The 17,689-nt window shown below is 72.6% G+C and carries 16 protein-coding genes; 4 read left to right on the top strand and 12 right to left on the bottom strand.

Annotated features, from left to right (window positions below; translation table 11 throughout):
- The gene (locus QM626_RS00390; RefSeq protein ID WP_415072750.1) at positions 1 to 837 is read right to left on the bottom strand and encodes a molybdenum cofactor biosynthesis F family protein; all 837 of its coding nucleotides are present in this window, start codon (positions 835 to 837) and stop codon (positions 1 to 3) included.
- Positions 838 to 880: 43 nt separating this feature from the next.
- Positions 881 to 2,362 carry an APC family permease gene (locus QM626_RS00385; RefSeq protein ID WP_415072748.1) on the bottom strand — a complete coding sequence of 494 codons (1,482 nt, stop codon included), beginning with the start codon at positions 2,360 to 2,362 and terminating at the stop codon, positions 881 to 883.
- 179 nt (positions 2,363 to 2,541) lie between these two features.
- Between QM626_RS00385 and QM626_RS00380 the strand changes: the two genes are divergently transcribed.
- Together QM626_RS00380 and QM626_RS00375 are read left to right on the top strand one after the other, a co-directional pair.
- Positions 2,542 to 3,300, top strand: coding sequence for an SDR family NAD(P)-dependent oxidoreductase (locus QM626_RS00380; protein ID WP_415072746.1), 759 nt, complete (start codon positions 2,542 to 2,544; stop codon positions 3,298 to 3,300).
- Between the two features lie 46 nt (positions 3,301 to 3,346).
- On the top strand, positions 3,347 to 4,153 hold the full coding sequence (locus QM626_RS00375; RefSeq protein WP_415072744.1) for an SDR family NAD(P)-dependent oxidoreductase: 807 nt from the start codon (positions 3,347 to 3,349) through the stop codon (positions 4,151 to 4,153).
- Between the two features lie 18 nt (positions 4,154 to 4,171).
- Here the strand turns inward: QM626_RS00375 and QM626_RS00370 are convergent, their stop codons facing one another.
- The 10 genes from QM626_RS00370 to QM626_RS00325 form a co-directional block, all read right to left on the bottom strand.
- Positions 4,172 to 5,116 (bottom strand): helix-turn-helix domain-containing protein, encoded by a 945-nt coding sequence (locus QM626_RS00370; RefSeq protein ID WP_415072742.1) that lies wholly within the window; start codon positions 5,114 to 5,116, stop codon positions 4,172 to 4,174.
- A gap of 128 nt (positions 5,117 to 5,244) precedes the next feature.
- On the bottom strand, positions 5,245 to 5,838 hold the full coding sequence (locus QM626_RS00365) for a TetR/AcrR family transcriptional regulator (RefSeq protein ID WP_415072740.1): 594 nt from the start codon (positions 5,836 to 5,838) through the stop codon (positions 5,245 to 5,247).
- A gap of 4 nt (positions 5,839 to 5,842) precedes the next feature.
- Entirely contained in the window at positions 5,843 to 7,819 is a 1,977-nt protein-coding gene (locus tag QM626_RS00360) for a primary-amine oxidase (RefSeq protein WP_415072738.1), read from the bottom strand.
- Between the two features lie 13 nt (positions 7,820 to 7,832).
- On the bottom strand, positions 7,833 to 8,369 hold the full coding sequence (locus tag QM626_RS00355; protein ID WP_415072736.1) for a helix-turn-helix domain-containing protein: 537 nt from the start codon (positions 8,367 to 8,369) through the stop codon (positions 7,833 to 7,835).
- Positions 8,370 to 8,700: 331 nt separating this feature from the next.
- Positions 8,701 to 9,915, bottom strand: coding sequence for a multidrug effflux MFS transporter (locus QM626_RS00350; protein WP_415072734.1), 1,215 nt, complete (start codon positions 9,913 to 9,915; stop codon positions 8,701 to 8,703).
- Positions 9,912 to 10,886 (bottom strand): alpha/beta hydrolase, encoded by a 975-nt coding sequence (locus tag QM626_RS00345; protein ID WP_415072732.1) that lies wholly within the window; start codon positions 10,884 to 10,886, stop codon positions 9,912 to 9,914. Before QM626_RS00345 ends, QM626_RS00350 begins: the two co-directional genes overlap by 4 nt.
- Position 10,887: 1 nt before the next feature.
- Positions 10,888 to 11,880: an alpha/beta hydrolase gene (locus QM626_RS00340; protein WP_415072730.1), complete on the bottom strand. Its 993-nt coding sequence runs from the start codon at positions 11,878 to 11,880 to the stop codon at positions 10,888 to 10,890.
- Positions 11,881 to 11,903: 23 nt separating this feature from the next.
- The gene (locus QM626_RS00335; RefSeq protein WP_415072728.1) at positions 11,904 to 12,866 is read right to left on the bottom strand and encodes an aldo/keto reductase; all 963 of its coding nucleotides are present in this window, start codon (positions 12,864 to 12,866) and stop codon (positions 11,904 to 11,906) included.
- Positions 12,863 to 14,014 (bottom strand): zinc-binding dehydrogenase, encoded by a 1,152-nt coding sequence (locus tag QM626_RS00330; protein WP_415072726.1) that lies wholly within the window; start codon positions 14,012 to 14,014, stop codon positions 12,863 to 12,865. The genes QM626_RS00335 and QM626_RS00330 overlap by 4 nt, the downstream gene beginning before the upstream one ends.
- A gap of 35 nt (positions 14,015 to 14,049) precedes the next feature.
- Entirely contained in the window at positions 14,050 to 14,793 is a 744-nt protein-coding gene (locus QM626_RS00325) for an SDR family NAD(P)-dependent oxidoreductase (RefSeq protein ID WP_415072724.1), read from the bottom strand.
- Between the two features lie 114 nt (positions 14,794 to 14,907).
- Here QM626_RS00325 and QM626_RS00320 point away from each other — a divergent pair, with 114 nt between their 5' ends.
- Together QM626_RS00320 and QM626_RS00315 are read left to right on the top strand one after the other, a co-directional pair.
- Complete coding sequence (locus tag QM626_RS00320; RefSeq protein WP_415072722.1) at positions 14,908 to 15,870, top strand: aldo/keto reductase; 963 nt, start codon at positions 14,908 to 14,910, stop codon at positions 15,868 to 15,870.
- 204 nt (positions 15,871 to 16,074) lie between these two features.
- Positions 16,075 to 17,607 (top strand): ABC transporter substrate-binding protein, encoded by a 1,533-nt coding sequence (locus QM626_RS00315; protein WP_415072720.1) that lies wholly within the window; start codon positions 16,075 to 16,077, stop codon positions 17,605 to 17,607.
- Positions 17,608 to 17,689: the final 82 nt, after the last annotated feature.

The raw sequence follows: 17,689 nt of genomic DNA, 5'->3' as shown, positions 1-17,689 counted from the left end.
TCAGCGCTCCAGGGCGCGCGCCGGGTCGAACTCCGCCGGGTGCACGGTGTTCGACAGGAGACGGCCGTGGGCGCCGAACGTGAAGTGCGTCTGGCCGGTGCCGGCCTCGTCGGTGCCGAACAGCACGCCGTACGAGCGCAGCGCCTTCAGGTCGCGGTGGTCGGCGATGGTCACCGAGCCGCACGGGATGACCTTCTCGCGCCACGCGAACACGTAGATGCCCGGCCGGATGCGCCACACCGAGTTCTCGTCCGTGTCGGCCAGGCCCTGCTCGGGACCGGCGAGGCACTGCCAGGTGTACCAGTGCGGCGACAGGTACAGGTGCTCGTAGGCGTGCTCGGCGGAGTAGACCCAGAGCACCCGCCGGCCGATGAGCTCGGTCGTGGGCGCCGGCGCCTCGCCGGACCCCTCGACGCCCTCGATGCGGGAGGGCACGAAGACGTGTTGCACCGCCGTCCTGCCCGCCGCCGCCGTGCCCAGCAGCGAGATCACGGCCAGCGCGTGGCCGCTGCGCAGATCCAGGATGAGGGTCACCGCCTCCTCGGGCAGGTGCTCGTGGTGGAACTGGGCGTAGTACAGGTCCTCGTCGACGCGGAACACCTCGCAGTCGTCCGTCTCGGCCGCCGCCTCGGTCGCGTCGCCCGTCCCGGGCCGGTAGTCCCACGCGACGGTCCCGGGGGAGAAGGTGTGCGAGATGCGGGTGCCGCGGTCGTCGACGACCGTGACGGTGCGCCCGTCGAGGTCGGCCGTGGTCTCGGCCTTGCTGGCGTCGAAGCCGGGCGCGAGGCCGTCCAGCGGCAGCCAGGTGGAGGTGTCGGACAGGTTGATCTCGCTCATGGGCAGGAGTCTCCTCGTGTCGATGGTGGGGTGGGAGGGCAGGTCAGACGTTGGGCTCGGGGATGTGCGGGGCCTGATGCCCGCTGCTGACGTGCACGTTGAACTTCTCCAGGTCGGTGGCCAGCGCGTCGTACACGGCGGGCCTCGCGCGCTTGAGGTAGACGCCGTAGACCACGCCGCCGACGACGGCGAGCGCGAGCAGCCAGGGCAGCAGCAGGATCACCGGATTGTCGCTGCCGGCCACGACGTCGAAGTTGGCGATGGCCAGCACGGCGATGGAGAGGAGCCCGAGGAACCCGAGCCCCGGCGCGACGAACGTGCTCCACCACCGCGCATCGCGCTGACGCCGGAACCACACCACGATCGAGAACGCGGCGAGGGTCTGCAGCACGATCACCGACAGCGTGCCGATGCCGAGCATGGCCGGCACGACGACGAGGATCGGATCGAGCCCGGCGAGGGCGAAACACCCCGCCACGATCGCGGCGAACAGCGCCTGCACGAGCCCCGCGACCTGCGGAGCCCCGTTGGGCCGCGTGCGCGCGAGCACACGCGGCAGCACGCGAGCGCGGCCCAGGGAGTACAGGTAGCGCGTGGCCGAGTTGTGGAAGGCGAGCATGGCGGCGAACAGGCTCACGAGCAGCAGGATCGTCGCGATGATCGACATGGGCTCGCCGAGGTACTGCGCGATGAGCGAGAACAGCAGATCGCCGGCGTCGAGGTGCTCGAGGGAGGCGTCCTGCGCCTGGGCGACGCCCGTCGCGCTGACCACCGCCCACGTCGAGACGCCGAGGATGAGGGCGATCGCGATGATCGCGGTGTAGGTCGCCCGGGGGACGGTCTTCAGCGGGTTGCGCGCCTCCTCGCTGAACAGCGCGGTGGCCTCGAAGCCGAGGTAGCCGGTCGCCGCCAGCAGCAGGCCGATCGGCAGCGAGCCGGAGAAGATCGCCGCCGGGCCGAACGCCGACACGTCGAAACCGGTCTGGACGAGCACCGAGACGTCGAAGATCACGAGGATCAGCGTCTCCAGCACCAGCGACACGCCGAGCACCTTCGAGCTGAAGTCGACGCCCGTGCGCGCCATCCAGAAGCACACCGCGATCGACAGGAAGCCCCACAGGTACCAGTGCATGTCGAAGCCGGTGAGCTGCGCGATGACCGTCTGCATGAAGAAGCCGCTGGTGCCGATCGTGCCGACGACGAACAGGTTGTAGCCGATGGCGGCGATCAGGCCGGCGATCAGGCCGCCGGTGCGGCCCAGCCCCTTGACGACGAAGGCGTAGAAGCCGCCGGCGCTGGCCAGCTGCTTGGACATCTGGGCGTATCCGATGGCGAACAGCAGCAGGATGATCGCGACGATGAAGAAGGATGCCGGTGCGCCGCCGCCGTTGCCGAACGCGATGACGTACGAGGCCACCACGACGATGCCGGTGAGCGGCGCCACCGCGGCGAGCACGAGGAAGACGATGCCGGCGACCCCGAGTGCGCCGGAGCGCAGCGCGGTCGCGGAGGAGGGTTCGGTCACGAGGTGCCTTTCTGATCGGGCGGTGCCTGCGGCCCCGGGCGGGCGGCTCTGCCCGTGCCATCGGCCGCTGAGCCGATTGTGCTGCGGAACGCCCGCCCGGACTTGCCCCTGAGCGTGCAGCGCTGTGTCGTGAGCGCAGGAGGTCGTCGCCGGGCGCCGCCGGTGGCGAGGATGACGTCATGGACATGCGACTGACCGGCCGCCGCGCCCTGGTGACCGGGGCCGCCGGCGGCATCGGCGCGGCCACCGCCCGCGCCCTTGCGGCCGAGGGCGTGCGTCTCGGACTGCTCGACGCGGCGCCGGCGGTCGCCGTCGTGGCCGCCGGTCTCGTCGTGGACGGCGTGCCGGCGGCATCCGCATGCGCCGACCTCGCCGACCCGGACTCCGCCGCCGCCGTCGTCGACGCGCTCATCGCCGCGCTGGGCGCCCTGGACCTGCTCGTGCTGTGCGCCGGCGTGTCGGGCCCGGTGGGCACCCCGATCGAGGAGACCGCGCTCGCCGACTGGGAGCGGGTGCTCGCCGTCAACGTGACCGGCGCCTTCCTCGCGCTCCGCCAGGCGCTGCCCGCGCTGCGCGAGGCGGATGCGCCCGCCGTGGTGGTCGTCGCGAGCGACTCCGCGTTCGTCGCGGCGCCCGGCATGGCGCCGTACGGCGCCTCGAAGGCGGCGCTGCTGCAGTTCGCACGCGCCGCGGCGGTGGAGCTCGCCCCGGCCGGGGTGCGCGTCAATGCGGTCTGCCCGTCCGTCGTCGACACGCCCATGAGCCGCGGCGATCTCGGTCTGCCCGGCGGGTTCGACGGCGCCGGGTATCCGGTGCAGACCGCCGCGGAGGTGGCGGACCAGATCGTCTTCCTGTGCTCCCCGCGATCGCGGCCCGTCAACGCGACCGCCATCGTCTCCGACTTCGGGGTGAGCGCGGGATCGGGCTTCCCCGCGTGAGGGGACAGGACGCGCCGCGCTCGGGCGGCGGAGAGAGGATACGACGATGAGCGGATCAGCGCTGGCGGGGCAGGTCGTGCTCGTCACCGGCGGCGGCACCGGGATCGGGGCGGCGGTCGCCCGGCGCTTCGCCGGCGAGGGGGCGACGGTGATCGTGACCGGACGCCGGCTCGAGCCCCTCGAGCGGGTGGCCGCCGAGATCGGCGGCGAGGCGATCGCCACCGACGCGGCCGACGCCGCGGACGCGGCACGGCTGGTGCAGACCGTGCAGGACCGGCACGGGCGGCTCGACGTGCTCGTCGCCAACGCCGGCGGGCACGGGTTCGCGACCGTGCTGGACACCGACGACGCCGCCTGGGAGGCCGCGCTGCGCGCGAACCTCACGACGGCGTTCGTCGCCGCCCGCGCCGCGCTGCCCGCGCTGCTCGCCTCGCGCGGCCGGATCGTGGTGATCTCCTCGATCGCGGGCCTGTTCGCCGGCCCCTCCGTCGCGGGCTACACGGTGGGCAAGCACGCGCTCATCGGCCTGACGCGCTCCCTCGCCCGCGACTACGGCCGGCAGGGCGTGCGCGTGAACGCGGTGTGCCCCGGCTGGGTCGCGACGCCCATGGCCGACCAGGAGATGGACGAGTTCGCGGCGGCGGCCGGCATCGGCGACCGCGCCGACGCGTACGCGGCGGTCACCGCCGACGTCCCGCTCGCCCGTCCCGCGCAGCCCGAGGAGATCGCGGCCGTCGTGCGCTTCCTCGGCTCGGAGGAGTCCTCGTACCTCACCGGCGCGGTGATCGTCGCCGACGGCGGCGCGCACATCGTGGACGTCCCCACGCTCGCGTTCGAGCACGCCGGCATGTGACGCGGGTCGTCGGCGCGGTCAGCGGGCGGCGCGGTAGTCGCTCGGGGACACGCCGAAGGCGGTCTTGAACGTCCGGCTGAAGTGCGCCGCGTCGGGGAAGCCCCACCGGGCGCCGATCGTGGCCACCGACCGGTCGGCCAGCAGCGGGTCGATGAGATCGCGACGGCAGCGCTCGAGCCGCCGGGTGCGCACCAGCGTGGAGACCGTCGTGCCCTCGGCGTGGAACAGCCCGTGCAGATGACGGGTGGAGATGTAGTGCGCCGCGGCGATCGAGGCGGGCCCGAGATCGGGGGAGGCGAGGTGGCGGTCGATGTGCTCGTGGATGCGCTGCAGCAGGGCGCGGTGCGGATCGGCGGGCACCGCGTCCAGCCCGAGCTCGCGGGTGAACACCGTGGTCAGCAGATCCAGCGCGGTGTGCGCCAGCCGGGACCCGCATGATCCGTCGAGCTCGTCGAGGTGGCTCGCCAGCTGGGCCAGATACGGGGCGGCGACGGCCCCGAGCCCGGCGTCGCCCGCCACCCTCACGCCGGTCAGCTGCGACAGGGCGCTGGGCGGCAGTTCGAGGGCGTCGTGCGCGAACATCAGCACGAGGGTGCGGAAGTCGTCGTCGAAGACCAGCGAGTACGGACGGTTCGTGTCGTACACCGCGAGATCGCCCTGGCGCAGCACGGCCTCGCGCCCGTCCTGGATGAGCAGCCCGGTGCCCGCGAGCATGAGGCTGACCTTGAACCACGGCCGGTCGCCGCGGGCGATGAGCTCGGGGGTGCGCTCGACCACGTGCGGCGTCGCGCGCACGTCGGAGAGATGCACGCCGTCCACGCCCGCGCCCCGGATGAGTCCGCGGAACGAGTCCGGGCGGTGGCTGGTGACCTGCAGCGGCACGAAGGAGTCGTTCACGGCCGTGCGGAAACCGCTGAGATGGTGCGTGCGCGTCGTGGTGACCGGTGTGGCGGTGAGCGGCATGGGAGACCTCCTCGTTTCCCTCGGACGTTATGGCCTCGCATCATTTTTATCCGACGCGCGTAGGACCAACGTTTCCTCGATGTTACAAGCTCATGACCTGCTCCGGGAAGGGCTCCTGCCGCGGGCGGTCAGCGCAGCATCAGCAGCAGGGTGTCGAGCATGCCGATCATCCGTTCCGGGCGCGCCGTCTCGGGCAGCAGCACCCCGATCGCCTGCACGCCGGTGACGGCGTGCAGCACGGCGTCGCCCGCGCCGCGCACGTCGACGTCGTCGGCGAGCTCGCCGCGCTCACGTGCGTCCTCCAGCAGCTCCGTGAACTGGATCTGCCACTGCTCCATCATCGAGCGGTACAGGGCGGCCATGTCCTCCTCGATCGCGGCGTACTCGAGGAAGGGGATGACGATGCGCGCCTCCAGCAGGCGTTCCTCGTCGATCGGCAGCGTCTCGAGCAGGAACGCGCGCAGCGCCGCGAGGCCGTGCAGGTCTCGAGCGGCGGCGGCCGCGGCGTAGCGCGCGTTCGTGGCGTCGAACACGTGCTGGAACGCGGCGGTGAGGATGGCCTTCTTGTTGGGGAAGTAGTGGGTCACGCTGCCGTTGGCCAGGCCGAGCCGGCGTGCCAGCTCGCGCATGGTCGTCGCCTCGATGCCCTGTTCCGCGATGATCCGCCATGTCGCGCGCACGATCTCGGCGCGACGTTCGACGTGGTCGACGAGTCTCGGCATAGGGTCAATGCTCGCAGGTGCACGCCTCGCCGCCGCATGCGGCCTCGCCGGCGTGTGCCTGGCTCGACTCCGGTACGTCCATCGCGGGGTTGACATCGAGGAAGCCGTAGGGCTTGAGCCAGAACCCCGCGTAGTCGACCGGCATGATCGGCCAGTCCTCGGGTCGGGGGATGTGCGTCAGGCCGAAGGTGTGCCACAGCACCAGGTCCTCGCCGTCGATCGACCGGTCGTCGGCGGTGTAGGCGGGAAGACCCGCCCCGCCGGCGTGCGCGTTCGGGTACCGGCCGGCGGGCCACCGCTCCGCCGGGTCGTAGGCCGTGCCCCAGAGGTGCTTGGTCGCGAACGCCGCGCGGGCGGCGACCGAGGATGCCGGGTCGGCCATCAACAGCGCGGTCGGCTCGGGGATGAGGTGGTACGCGGTCGGCTTGCCGAGACGGTTCGTCTTCGACGCGCTGCGCACCTCCCACACCCGCGCGACCGAGGTGTCGGCCTCGCGCCGGGCCTCCTGCTCGGTGCGCAGCGGCGTCTCGGTCCAGGTGAACGCGTTGCCGAAGGGGTTGTGCTCGCCCATGGGGATGCGGGCGGCGTCCACTTCGACCAGCCGGTTGTCCTCGCCGTCGATGGCGACGTCGAGGCGGGCGCTGAACAGGTGCTGGTGCACCGGGGCGAACACGCCGGGCGCGATCTCGGGCGCGTGAGGGTTCGTGCTGCCGGGATGCCCGGCGCCGACGAAGACGATGCCGGTGGCCTTCGCCTCGACCTGGATCGAGCCGTCGAGGTAGAAGTACCAGAAGAACCCGTAGTCGTAGTTGCCGATCGTGGAGAAGTAGGACACGACCAGACGGCGCGAACGGCGCACGTGCGCGCCGACCGGCCCCATCTCGGTGTGCTTGAACAGCACGCCGTAGTCCTCCTCGTGCATGCACACGACGTTCGGGATGCGCACGGCGTGGCCGTGGTCGTCGGCGACGTGGCCGTCGAAGTAGTGGATGACCCCGAGGCAGTCGCAGCCCAGCTCGAGGTGGTTCGCGTTCTTGCCGAGCAGGTACTCGCCGGCGTCGAAGTAGCTGATCCAGAACCGGGTGGGGGTGGTGTCGCCGTACGGGACCACCATCTCCGGCACGCTCGCCCGCGTCAGCACGGGACGGTCGTCGAAGCGGACGTCGTGCAGCACCAGGCCCTCGCGTGCGTTGAAGTCGACGCGCAGCGACCAGTTCTCCCACGTCACCTGCGAGCCGCGCACGGCGAAGCTCGGGCCCTCCGGCTGGGAGATCTCGATCGGCTTCAGGCTCGTGCGGGCCGGGCCCACCGCGTCCTCGGTGTACCTGCCGCTGCCGGCCGGAACGGGCACGTCGCCGTCGTCTTCGATGCCGATGACGCGGTTCTCGATGAGGTCGACGTGCACGATGAGCCCCTCCACGGGGTGCGCCCACGGCATGTCGGCCTCGTCGTCGCGGAGGAAGGTCAGCGAACGGATGACGCGGCGTCCGACCTCGTTCTCGCGACCGACGAATCCCGGCGCGAGCGGCGAGCAGAACGCGAGCTCCATCCGGTCGGACAGCCCGCGGCGTGCCATGGCCGCCTGCCACTGCGCCGACGCCTTCACGATCGTCTCGGCCCGCTCGTACTCCTCGAACAGGTATTGCGGCTGACCGTAGGGGGCCTCGGTCGCGGGATGCGGCCGCTGCGAGAGCACCTCGCCGCGGGTGATCGAGACGATCGCCTCGGTGACCGCGCCCGTGGTCGTCTCCAGCAGCGTCACGTCGACGCGGCGATCGATCGGATCACCGGGCGCCCAGGCGGCCAGCTCGGCCTTGTCCGGCTCGTCCGGCAGCAGCATCGGCACCCGGACGCTGTCGCCCAGCAGCCCCGCGGCCACCAGGATCTCGCGGGCCCGTTCGATCTCCGCCGCCGAGAGCGGGTCGAGCGGATGCGGTGCGGGCGGGACGGACAGGGTGTGACGGGTCTGCGCGTGCGACATGATTCCTCCGGGGTCAGTCTGTCCCGGATCGGGGGGACGCGTCTTGTTCCCGCGTGCACGGGGCCTGACCGGCGGCGCGAGACCGTCGCCGCCGCGCGGCGGCCGCGACTCCCGTCGTCAGCTGCTCGGGCGTGGGCGCGGCCGCCTGCCGGAGCAGGTCGCGGTCCCGGCGACGGTGGTACCACACACGTCGGCCCGCGTCGGCGGAGCGCAGCAGCATGCGGATCGTCGGCAGCTCCGGCGGCGCGTGGACGTCGAGATGGGCGGGCATCCGGCGTCCGGCCCGGTCGTGGAAGACGTCCGCCGGCATCGGGGACGTGTCCTGGCCGTGCGGATCGACGACGGCGATGCGCAGCCCGGCGGTGGCGAGGATCTGCGCGAACGTCGTGACCTCCACGGCGCCTCCCTGCTCGATGCGCGAGATCGCCGACTGCGAGACGCCCACCGCCGTCGCGAGCTCGCGCTGGCTGAGATCGGCCTGTCGTCGCGCACGCCGCACATATCCCGACACATCGAGACCGGCGGCGTCGGGAGGAGGTGGCTGTGTCATCTCCGCATTCTGTCCGCGCCCTCCGACATCGGCCCGCTGCGCTCCGCGGCGCCGCTCACCCGAGCCGCCCGGCACCCCGTCCCCAGACGTTCACCTTCTGACCCTCCCCGCGGGTCAGAAGGTGAACGGCGACTCACCCTCTGAACCGGCCGGCGGTTCAGAGGGTGAGGATCTGGAGAGGGGTCGTGGGGCGGAAATCGGCGGACACGCGGACACGCGGACACGCGGGCGAGGGGGCAGCGGGCGCGGGCGAGGGGCGAAGGGGTCGTGGGGTGGCATCGGCGGGCATGCGGACATGCGGGCGAGGGGCAGGGGGGAGCGGGCGAGCGGATCACCCCGGCTCGGCGGCGGGGACATACGCGGCGGCGGGGCGCACGCCGTACCACGCGAACGCGGCGGCGGCGAGGGCCGCGACGGCCATGACGACCGCCATCGTCGTCGCCGTCACACCGCCCAGCGACGCGAGCGGCACGATCGCGGGTCCGAAGACGTACGTCGACATCCCGAGCAGCGCGGAGGCGGTGCCGGCTCGTGCGCCGTGCTGCGCGAGCGCGAGCGTCGATCCGTTGGGTCCGCTCGTGCCGGCGACGAACATGAACACGAGCAGGGCTGCGATCACCCCCGCGAGCCCGGCGCCGCAGAGCACGAGCACGAGAAGCGCGACGCAGGCCAGGGCGGCGGCGGAGGCGCCCAGCAGGTACATGCGCAGCGGCCCGAGGCGGGTCACCAGCAGGCGGCTGCACTGGCCGCCCGCGATGCTCGCGGTCGCGTTCGCCGCGAAGACGAGGCTGAAGGTCTGCGCGGTCAGCCCGAAACCGTCCTGCAGGACGAAGCTCGACATCGACAGGTAGGCGAAGAAGGCGACGCCGCCGGCGGCGGTCGCGGCGAGCACGGCGAGGAACAGCCGGTCGCGCAGGACCGAGCCGAGGTGGCCGCCGAGGGCGGCGCGGCCGGTGTGGCGATCGCCGGTGGCGAGCGTCTCGGGCAGCCCGAGCACGACGAGCGCGAGCAGGGCCGCCCCCACGCCGCCGAGCACCCAGAACACGCCACGCCAGTCCATCACCGCGGCGAGCTGGCCGCCGATCAGCGGGGCGACCACCGGCGCGCTCCCCGAGACGAGGAGCAGGAGCGACAGCATCCGGGACAGCTCGGTGCCGCTGAACAGGTCCCGCGCGACGGCGAGCGAGATGACGATGCCCGCCGACCCGGCCACGCCCTGCGCGAAGCGGGCGAGCAGCAGCACCTCGATCCCCGGCGCGACCGCGCACATGACGGACAGCAGCGCGAACGCCGTGACCCCGATCAGGAGCGGACGCCGCCGGCCGAACCGGTCGCTGAGCGGGCCTGCGATCAGCTGCCCGACGCCGAGCCCGATCATGCACGCCGACATCGTCGCCTGCGCGAGCGCGGCGGGCACGTCGAGGTCCGCGGCGAGCTGGGGCAGCTGCGGCAGGTACAGGTCCATCGAGAACGGCCCGAACGCCTCCAGCAGACCGAGCACGAGCACGATCCGCAGCACGCCCGGGCGCCGGGCCGGCGGTCTCACGGCAGGCGCAGGATGCGGCGCACCCAGCGCTCCCGTGCATCGTTCGCCGCCTGCGAGACGACGGCGTCGGGGGAGAAGCCGCTGAAGCCGTGGTACGCCCCGGCCCACACGTGCAGCTCGGCCTGGCCTCCGGTCGCCCAGATCCGCGACGCGTAGGCGACCGCCTCGTCGCGGAACGTCTCGGCCGCCCCGACCTCCACGTACGCCGGCGGGAGGCCGGACAGATCGGCCGCCCGCGCCGGCGCGGCGTACGGCGAGACGCGATCGGTGAACCGGTCCGCGCCGCAGATCGCATCCCACGCGGTGTCGTTGTTGTTCCGGTCCCAGGCGCCGATGCCGTCGTACTGGCGCGCCGACACCGTCTCGTTGCGGTCGTCGAGCATGGGACAGTTCAGCAGCTGGCCGACCAGCGCCGGGCCGCCGCGATCGCGGGACATGAGCGCCACGGCGGCGGACAGGCCCCCGCCCGCGCTCGCCCCGGAGACGAGGATGCGGTCCGCGTCGATGCCGAGCTCGTCGGCGTGCGCCGCCATCCACACCAGCGCGGCGTAGCAGTCCTCGGCCTGCGCGGGACCGGGGTGCTCGGGCGCGAGACGGTACTCCACCGCGACCCCCACCACCCCGTGACGTTCGGCGAGGTCGATGATCTCGGGGGTGCCGAAGAAGCGCGTGCCGAGCACCATGCCGCCGCCGTGGATCGACAGCACGGCCGGAGCGGGCGCCGTCGCGGCCGTCGCCGGCCGCACGATCGTCACCTCGATCCCGCCGGGGACGGTGCGGTCCTCCCACACCACCCGGCGTCCCTCGACCTGCGCGGCCAGCGGGGGGATGACGGTGGCGAAGTGGGCACGGTTCGCCAGGATCGTGTCGGCGCGCAACGGGATGATCTCGACGAGGTCGAGGAAGGCCTGCAGGCCGGGCTGCAGGGCGGGGTCGTACGGCACCGGCGGGATCACGGCATCCGTCGTCATCTCACACCGCCAGCACGCGGCGCAGCCAGGACGACCGGGCCGCCAGCGCGGCGCGGGTGATCTGGGTGTCGGGCATGTACATGTCGAAGCCGTGGCATCCGCCCGCCCACACGTGCAGCTCCGCCTGGCCGCCGGTGGCCCAGATGCGGGTCGCGTAGTCGACGTCCTCGTCGCGGAACATCTCCGCCGCGCCGACCTCGATGAACGCCGGCGGCAGTCCCGACAGGTCCCTCGCGCGGGAGGGCGCGGCGTACGCGGGCGCGTCGCCGCTGTAGGCGAGCTCCTCGCCCAGCACGCACGACCACGCGAGCAGGTTCATGTCCCGCTGCCAGGTGCCGATGCCGTCGTACTGCAGGCTGCCGACCGTGGTGTTGGTGTTGTCGAGCATGGGGCACAGCAGCAGCTGTCCGGCCATGCCGGGGCCCTGCCGGTCGCGCGCCAGCAGCGCGACCGCGGCCGAGAACCCGCCGCCGGCGCTGCCGCCCATCACGACGATGCGCGCGGGGTCGACGCCGAGCGACGCCGCGTTCTCGGCCAGCCACACGAACCCCGCATAGCAGTCCTCGACGCCGGCCGGATACGGGTCCTCGGGAGCGAGCCGGTACTCGACGTTGACGCCCACGACGCCGAGCTCGTCGACGATGTCGACCACCCGGCCGGTCTCCCAGGAGCGGTGACCGACGATCATGCCGCCGCCGTGGATGTTGTAGACCGCCGGCAGCGCCTCGCCCTCGCGACCGCGGGGGCGGAAGATCGTGACCTCGAGGTCCGGGGCGCCGGCGGGACCGGGGATGACGCGGTCCTCCCAGTCGATCGCGCGATCGCCGATCACCTCGTCGTTGTGCGGGAACATGGCGTCCGTGCCCGCACGCGGCAGCGTGTCGCGGGTGAGGGGCGGCGTCCCGGCGGCGGCGATGGCCTCCAGCGCCGGCACGAGCTCGGGGTCGAAGGGGACGGGAACGGCCTGGGGGGTGCCGATGGCCGGAGCGGTCATGGGTGTCCTTTCGCGGGGGACGGTCAGGGGCCTTCGGGATCGACGACGTCACGGTCGGCCCAGAACGGCGCGACGAGCTCGCGCAGCCGTTCCGCGCCCACGCGGGCGACGAGGTCCGACGCGGCGAGGTTCGTGTGCAGCTGCGCCGAGCTGGTCGCCCCGAACAGCGTGGTCGCCAGGGCCGGGTGGGTGAGCGAGAACGCGATGCCCAGCTGTGCGAGGGTGACGTCCAGGCCGGCGGCGAGGCCGGCGAGCTCCGGCACGAGCGCCACGATCCGCTCCCGGATCCCGCCCGGGTCGCGCCCCACCTGCCGGGTCGGGCTCACCTTGCCGGCGAGGATCCCGCCCTCCAGCACGTCCGAGGCCTGCAGCGACAGGCCCTGGCGCCACAGCCGTGCGAACGGCTCGCCGTCGGGGATGGACCGGCGGGCGACCGAGTACTTCAGCTGCGCGATCTGCGGGCCGGCCACGCCCTCGGCCGCGGCGATGTCGATGAGCTCCTGCACGGCGGCGGCGGACCAGTTGTTCACCCCCCACGCGCGGATGAGGCCGGCGCGCTGAAGCGCCGCCAGGTCGAGCACGAACGTGCGCAGCGGCACCGCGGAGTCGCGCAGATCGCCGAGGATGACGAGATCGGCGTGGTCGACGCCGACACGGAACAGGGCGTTCTCCAGCTGCGGCCGGAACCCGCGCTCGCCGTAGCCCTCCAGCCACAGCTTGCTCGAGAGCAGCCACTCGTCACGGCGCAGCCCGGCCGCGCGCACGATCGCGGAGAACAGCACGTCGGTGAACACCGGCGGTGCGCCGGGAGCCGAGTAGACCCCGACGTCGAACAGGGTGACGCCGCGGTCCACCGCCTCGCGCACCATCGTCACCGCGTCACCGAAGTCCATCCGGTCGTAGGTGTGCCACGAGCCGAGGGAGAACACGGCCGTCTCCAGCTCGCTCGTGCCGATGCGGCGTCGGGGCAGGGGAGCGTCGGTCATGCGCGGGGTCCTTCCGGCGTGGGCGCGGATGCGGCGGGGCCCGGCGGGGCGTCGAGCCGGGGGTCGATGACGGCCTTCACCTCGGCGAGGCGGTCCATGGCGGCGATCTTCTCCGACGCCTCGGCCAGGCCCACCGGCGCGCTGAACAGCCCGTCCCAGTCGAACCGGTCCGCGAACGCGGCGAAGAAGTCGATCGCACGCGCGTAGTCGGCGATGTCGCCGTTGAGCGAGCCGACCACGGTCAGCTCCTTGCCCATGATCGCGCTGAGCGGGAACGGATCGCCGGCGGGCCCGGTCGAGCCGACGACGACGACGGTGCCGCGGGTGGCGGCCATCCCGATCGCCTCGGGGCCGACACTGGGCGCCCCGGCGAAGTCGAACACGGTGTCCGCGCCGCGTCCGCCGGTCAGCGCGAGCACCCGATCGACCACGTCGCCGTCCGCGATGTCGACGACCTCGTCCGCCCCGAAGCGCCGTGCGAGCGCGAGCCGGGAGGCCGGCGCCCCGATCGTGATCACGCGCCCGGCGCCGGCGATGCGCGCGACGGCGGTCGCGAACACTCCGAGCGCGCCGGAGCCCTGGATCGCCACGGTGGCGCCCGGGCGGATGCGGCCGGCCCGCTCGAACGCGCGCAGCACGGTCTTGGCGGCGCAGCCGGCCATCGACGCCCAGGTGTCCTTGACGACCTCCGGCAGGGTGAGCTTGGCGGCGCCCGGGGTCACGTAGGCATAGTCCGCCAGGCCCGCGGTGGCGTAGGGCGGGGCGTCCGAGCGCTGCAGGAAACCGTAGCCCCGGCGGGAGCAGTGCACCGGCTCGCGCAGGACGACGCAGCCGTAGCACTCGCCGCAGGTGGACTCGGACCATCCGATCCGGTCCCCGATCTCCAGGGCGCGGCCGAGGGCGTCGCGGGCGCCGTCGCCCACGGCGACGACCTCGCCCACCATCTCGTGGCCGAGCACCATCGGCAGCATCCCGGGGAAGGTCATCTTCCCGGACCAGATCTCGATGTCCGTGCCGCACAGGCTCGCGCAGCGGATGCGGACCACGACCGCGCCGGGCTCGGGCGCCGGCAGGGGCAGCTCCGCCAGCTCGAGGGGCGCGCCGTGCTCGACCAGCACGGCCGCGCGGGTGGTGGAGGGGAGGGTCATGTCGGAGTCCTCTGCGTCGGGGTCGAAGGCGACGGTCAGACCAGCAGCTGGCCGCCGTCGACCGGCAGGCTGACGCCGGTGATGTGGGCCGCGTCGGAGGAGGCGAGGAAGACGGCGGCCGCGGCGACCTGGTCGGGATCGGCGAACTGCCGCAGCGGGATGCGCTCCAGCCACGCCTCGCGCATCGGGGAGCCCTCCGGCATCCCGAGCCGGATCGCCGGGGTGTCCACCGGGCCCGGTGCGACGGCGTTGACCCGGATGCCGGAGGCCGCGAGCTCGATCGCCGCCCACCGGGTGAGGGCGTCGACCGCGGCCTTGCTCGACTCGTAGGCGCCCATGCCGGGCGTGGGCTGACGGCCCCCGATGGAGGACACGTTGACGATCGCGCCGCGGGTGCCCGCGGCGATCATGTGCCGCGCGACGGCCTGGGTCATCGCGAAGGTGCCGAGGACGTTCACGCGGATCGTGGCCTCGAAGTCCGCGACCGCCAGCTCGGTGACCGATCCGTGCAGGTGCAGGATGCCGGCGTTGTTCACGAGCACGTCGATCGGCCCGTGCTCGCGCGCGATCCCTGCCACGGCGGCCGCCACCGCGGCCGGGTCGGAGAGGTCCACGCCGACCGCGGCGACGCCGAGCTCGGCGCTCGCCGCGTCGAGCCGCTCGCCGGGCAGGTCGGCGAGCACGACGACGTCGCCGTTCGCGCCGAACGCCCGGGCGAGGGAGCGCCCGACGCCGCCGGCGCCGCCGGTGACGACGACGGTCCTGGAGGTGCTGGTCATGGGATGCTCCCCTCTCGCCGGGCCCCGCGGCTGTCGCGGACCGTGATGAGACGTTATTCTATGGATGTAGAAAAACACAAGCGGCCGTTCGCACGGCCCGGTCTGGAGGCACAGATGCCCGCAACGCCGTTCGCCCCCCGCCCGCTCGGACCCGGCGGTCCGCTCGTCCCGCCGCTCGGCCTCGGATCGTGGAACACCTGGGACCGCATGAGCGAGCAGGACGCCGTCGCGATCGTGCAGCGCGCGGTCGCGGCCGGCGCGGGCTTCTTCGACGTGGCGTACTACAACATGGGCCCCCACGCCGAGAACTCGCGCACCGACATCCTGTTCGGAAACGCGCTGCGCGCGTCCGGCGCGCCGCGGGAGCAGGTGTTCCTGTGCGGCAAGCTCTGGCTGTGGGACTGGCCACGGCAGGGCTTCCGCGCGCAGCTGGAGGAGAGCCTGGAGCGGGCGGGCCTCGACCGTTTCGACGCCGTGGTCGTCGGCGACTACCTGGCCTCGCCCGACCTGCCGGCCCTGGTCGGCGAGGTCGAGGAGCTGCGCCGCGACGGGCTGTTCGCGCAGTGGGGGATCAACAACTGGCGCATCGACGACACGCGCGGCGCGATCCGCGTCGCGGGCGACACCGGCGCGGCCGCACCCGCCTTCGCGCAGCTGAAGTACTCGATCGCGCGCCGCGCGATGGCGGAGGGCGAGCCCTACCGGCGCCTGTTCCAGGCGGGCGTGCTGGGCCTGCAGGCCTCGGACGTCTTCGAGGGCGGCATCCTGGCCGGAAAGCTCGTCCCGGCCCGCAAGATCGGGGCGGACGTCGGCGGCATCCGCGAGCGCATCGTCGCCGTCTATCCGGGGCTCGAACGGATCGCGGCGGACTTCGGGGCGACCCCGGCGCAGCTCGCCGTCGCGTTCTGCCTGGCCGACCCGCATGTCGCGAACGTGCTGTTCGGCGCGTCGAGCCTGTCTCAGCTGGAGGGGAACCTCGTCGCGCTCGAGCTCGCCGCGCGCGACGGCGCGGCGCTGCGCGAGGCCCTCGCGGGCCTGCAGCAGGACACCGAGGTGGCCGCGGACGGGACCTGGTGACCCGGGCGAGGCGCGGCGAATGTTGCCGGCATGTAACGAATATCTACGTCTGTTGAAAAAACATGGCGCCGGGGTTGTGGTCTTTTTCTCCGTATGTAGACTAAAGCGCAACGGCACATCGGGGTGGCGTTGATTCCGGCTCCCGCAGCGGAACGAGGCTCCTCCCCGAACCTTCTTCACCAACCCGCATCACGAGAAGGAATCATGAGAAAAACGACCTTTACGGCGATGGGCGCCGCGATCGGGGCGCTCGCCCTCGCACTCACCGCGTGCAGCGGCAGCTCGTCGGACACCTCCAGCGCCGACGGCGACGCCGGCGCGCTGAACATCGGAGACTTCGCCGACGTCACCAGCTGGGACCCCTCGCTGGCCGACATCGGCTTCGACGGGCCCTACCTGTCCGCGATCTACGATCCGCTGCTCGCGGTCGACGGCGACGGCAACCCGACGCCGGCCCTCGCGACCGACTGGACCGTCTCCGACGACTACCTGACGATCACGATGGACCTGCGCACCGACGTGACCTTCAGCGACGGCGAGGCGTTCGACGCCGACGCCGCGGTCAAGAGCCTCGAGTACCTCAAGGCCGGCACGCGCTCCGGCGAGGCCTACACCAACGTCGCCTCGTTCGACGCCGTCGACGACGACACGATCGAGATCCACCTCACCCAGCGCGACGACACCATCCTGTACTTCATGGGTCTCGGCCGCAGCTACATGATGGCGCCCGACTCGATCGACGCCGGCACGCTCGCCACCGACCCGGTGGGCTCCGGCCCCTACACGCTCGACACGACCACCACGGTCGCCGGCTCCGAGTACCACTTCACGAAGGTGGACGGTCACTGGGATGCCGCGGAGTTCCCGTGGTCGGAGCTGTCGATCTATCCGATCCAGGACGACACGGCGCGGCTCAACGCCATGCTCAGCGGCCAGATCAACGTGAGCTATGCGGACCAGCAGTCGATCGACCAGGCCGACGCCAACGGGTGGAACGTGGCGGGCAAGGTCTCCGGCTGGGTGGGCCTGCAGTTCACCGACCGCACCGGCTCCTCGTTCGCGCCGCTGGGCAGCACCGAGGTGCGGCAGGCGCTGAACTACGCCTTCGACGGCGCGTCGATCCTCGACGCGATCGGCAGCGGGCAGGGCGTCGCCACCAACCAGGTGTTCCCGTCGGGCTTGACCGGCAACCTCACCAGCCTCGACGACCTGTACGCCACGAACATCGACAAGGCGAAGGAGCTGCTGGCCGACGCCGGCTACGCCGACGGCTTCTCGGTCACGATGCCCATGACCCCGGTGTTCTCGGTGTGGCAGCCCTCGGTCGAGCAGGTGTTCTCCGAGCTCGGCATCACCGTCACCTGGGATGACATGCAGTACACCGACTACCAGGCGAACGCGGCCACCTACCCGATGTTCATCGCCTACCTGTCGATGGACTCCAACGCCGTCGCCAACGTCGAGCGGCAGATCGCCCTGGCCCAGTGGTACAACCCCACGCCGGAGATCGACCAGTTCGCCGACGTCCAGGCAGCGGTGGACGCCGTGTACACCGCGGACCCGGGCGACGCGCAGGACCAGGCGATCGAGGACCTCAACACCCTCGTGACCCAGCTGGCGTGGTTCGACGTCTGGTACCAGGCCAACAACACCTACGTCAGCACCTCGAACATCGAGGTGACCCCGGTGACGGGGATGATGTACCCGACCCTGCGTCAGATCACGACCGCAGGCTGACCCGGTCGCGGGGGGGGGGGGGGGGGGGGGGGGGGGCCGCCCCCCCCCGCGACCCCCCCGGCGGCGGCGGGCGGGACGGAGG

The sequence above is a fragment of the Microbacterium sp. genome, from assembly GCF_047606385.1.
In the GTDB taxonomy this organism is placed as follows: Bacteria; Actinomycetota; Actinomycetes; order Actinomycetales; family Microbacteriaceae; genus Microbacterium.
The sequence above is the reverse complement of the archived record's forward strand: the minus strand, read 5'-3'. Positions and strand labels throughout refer to the sequence as shown.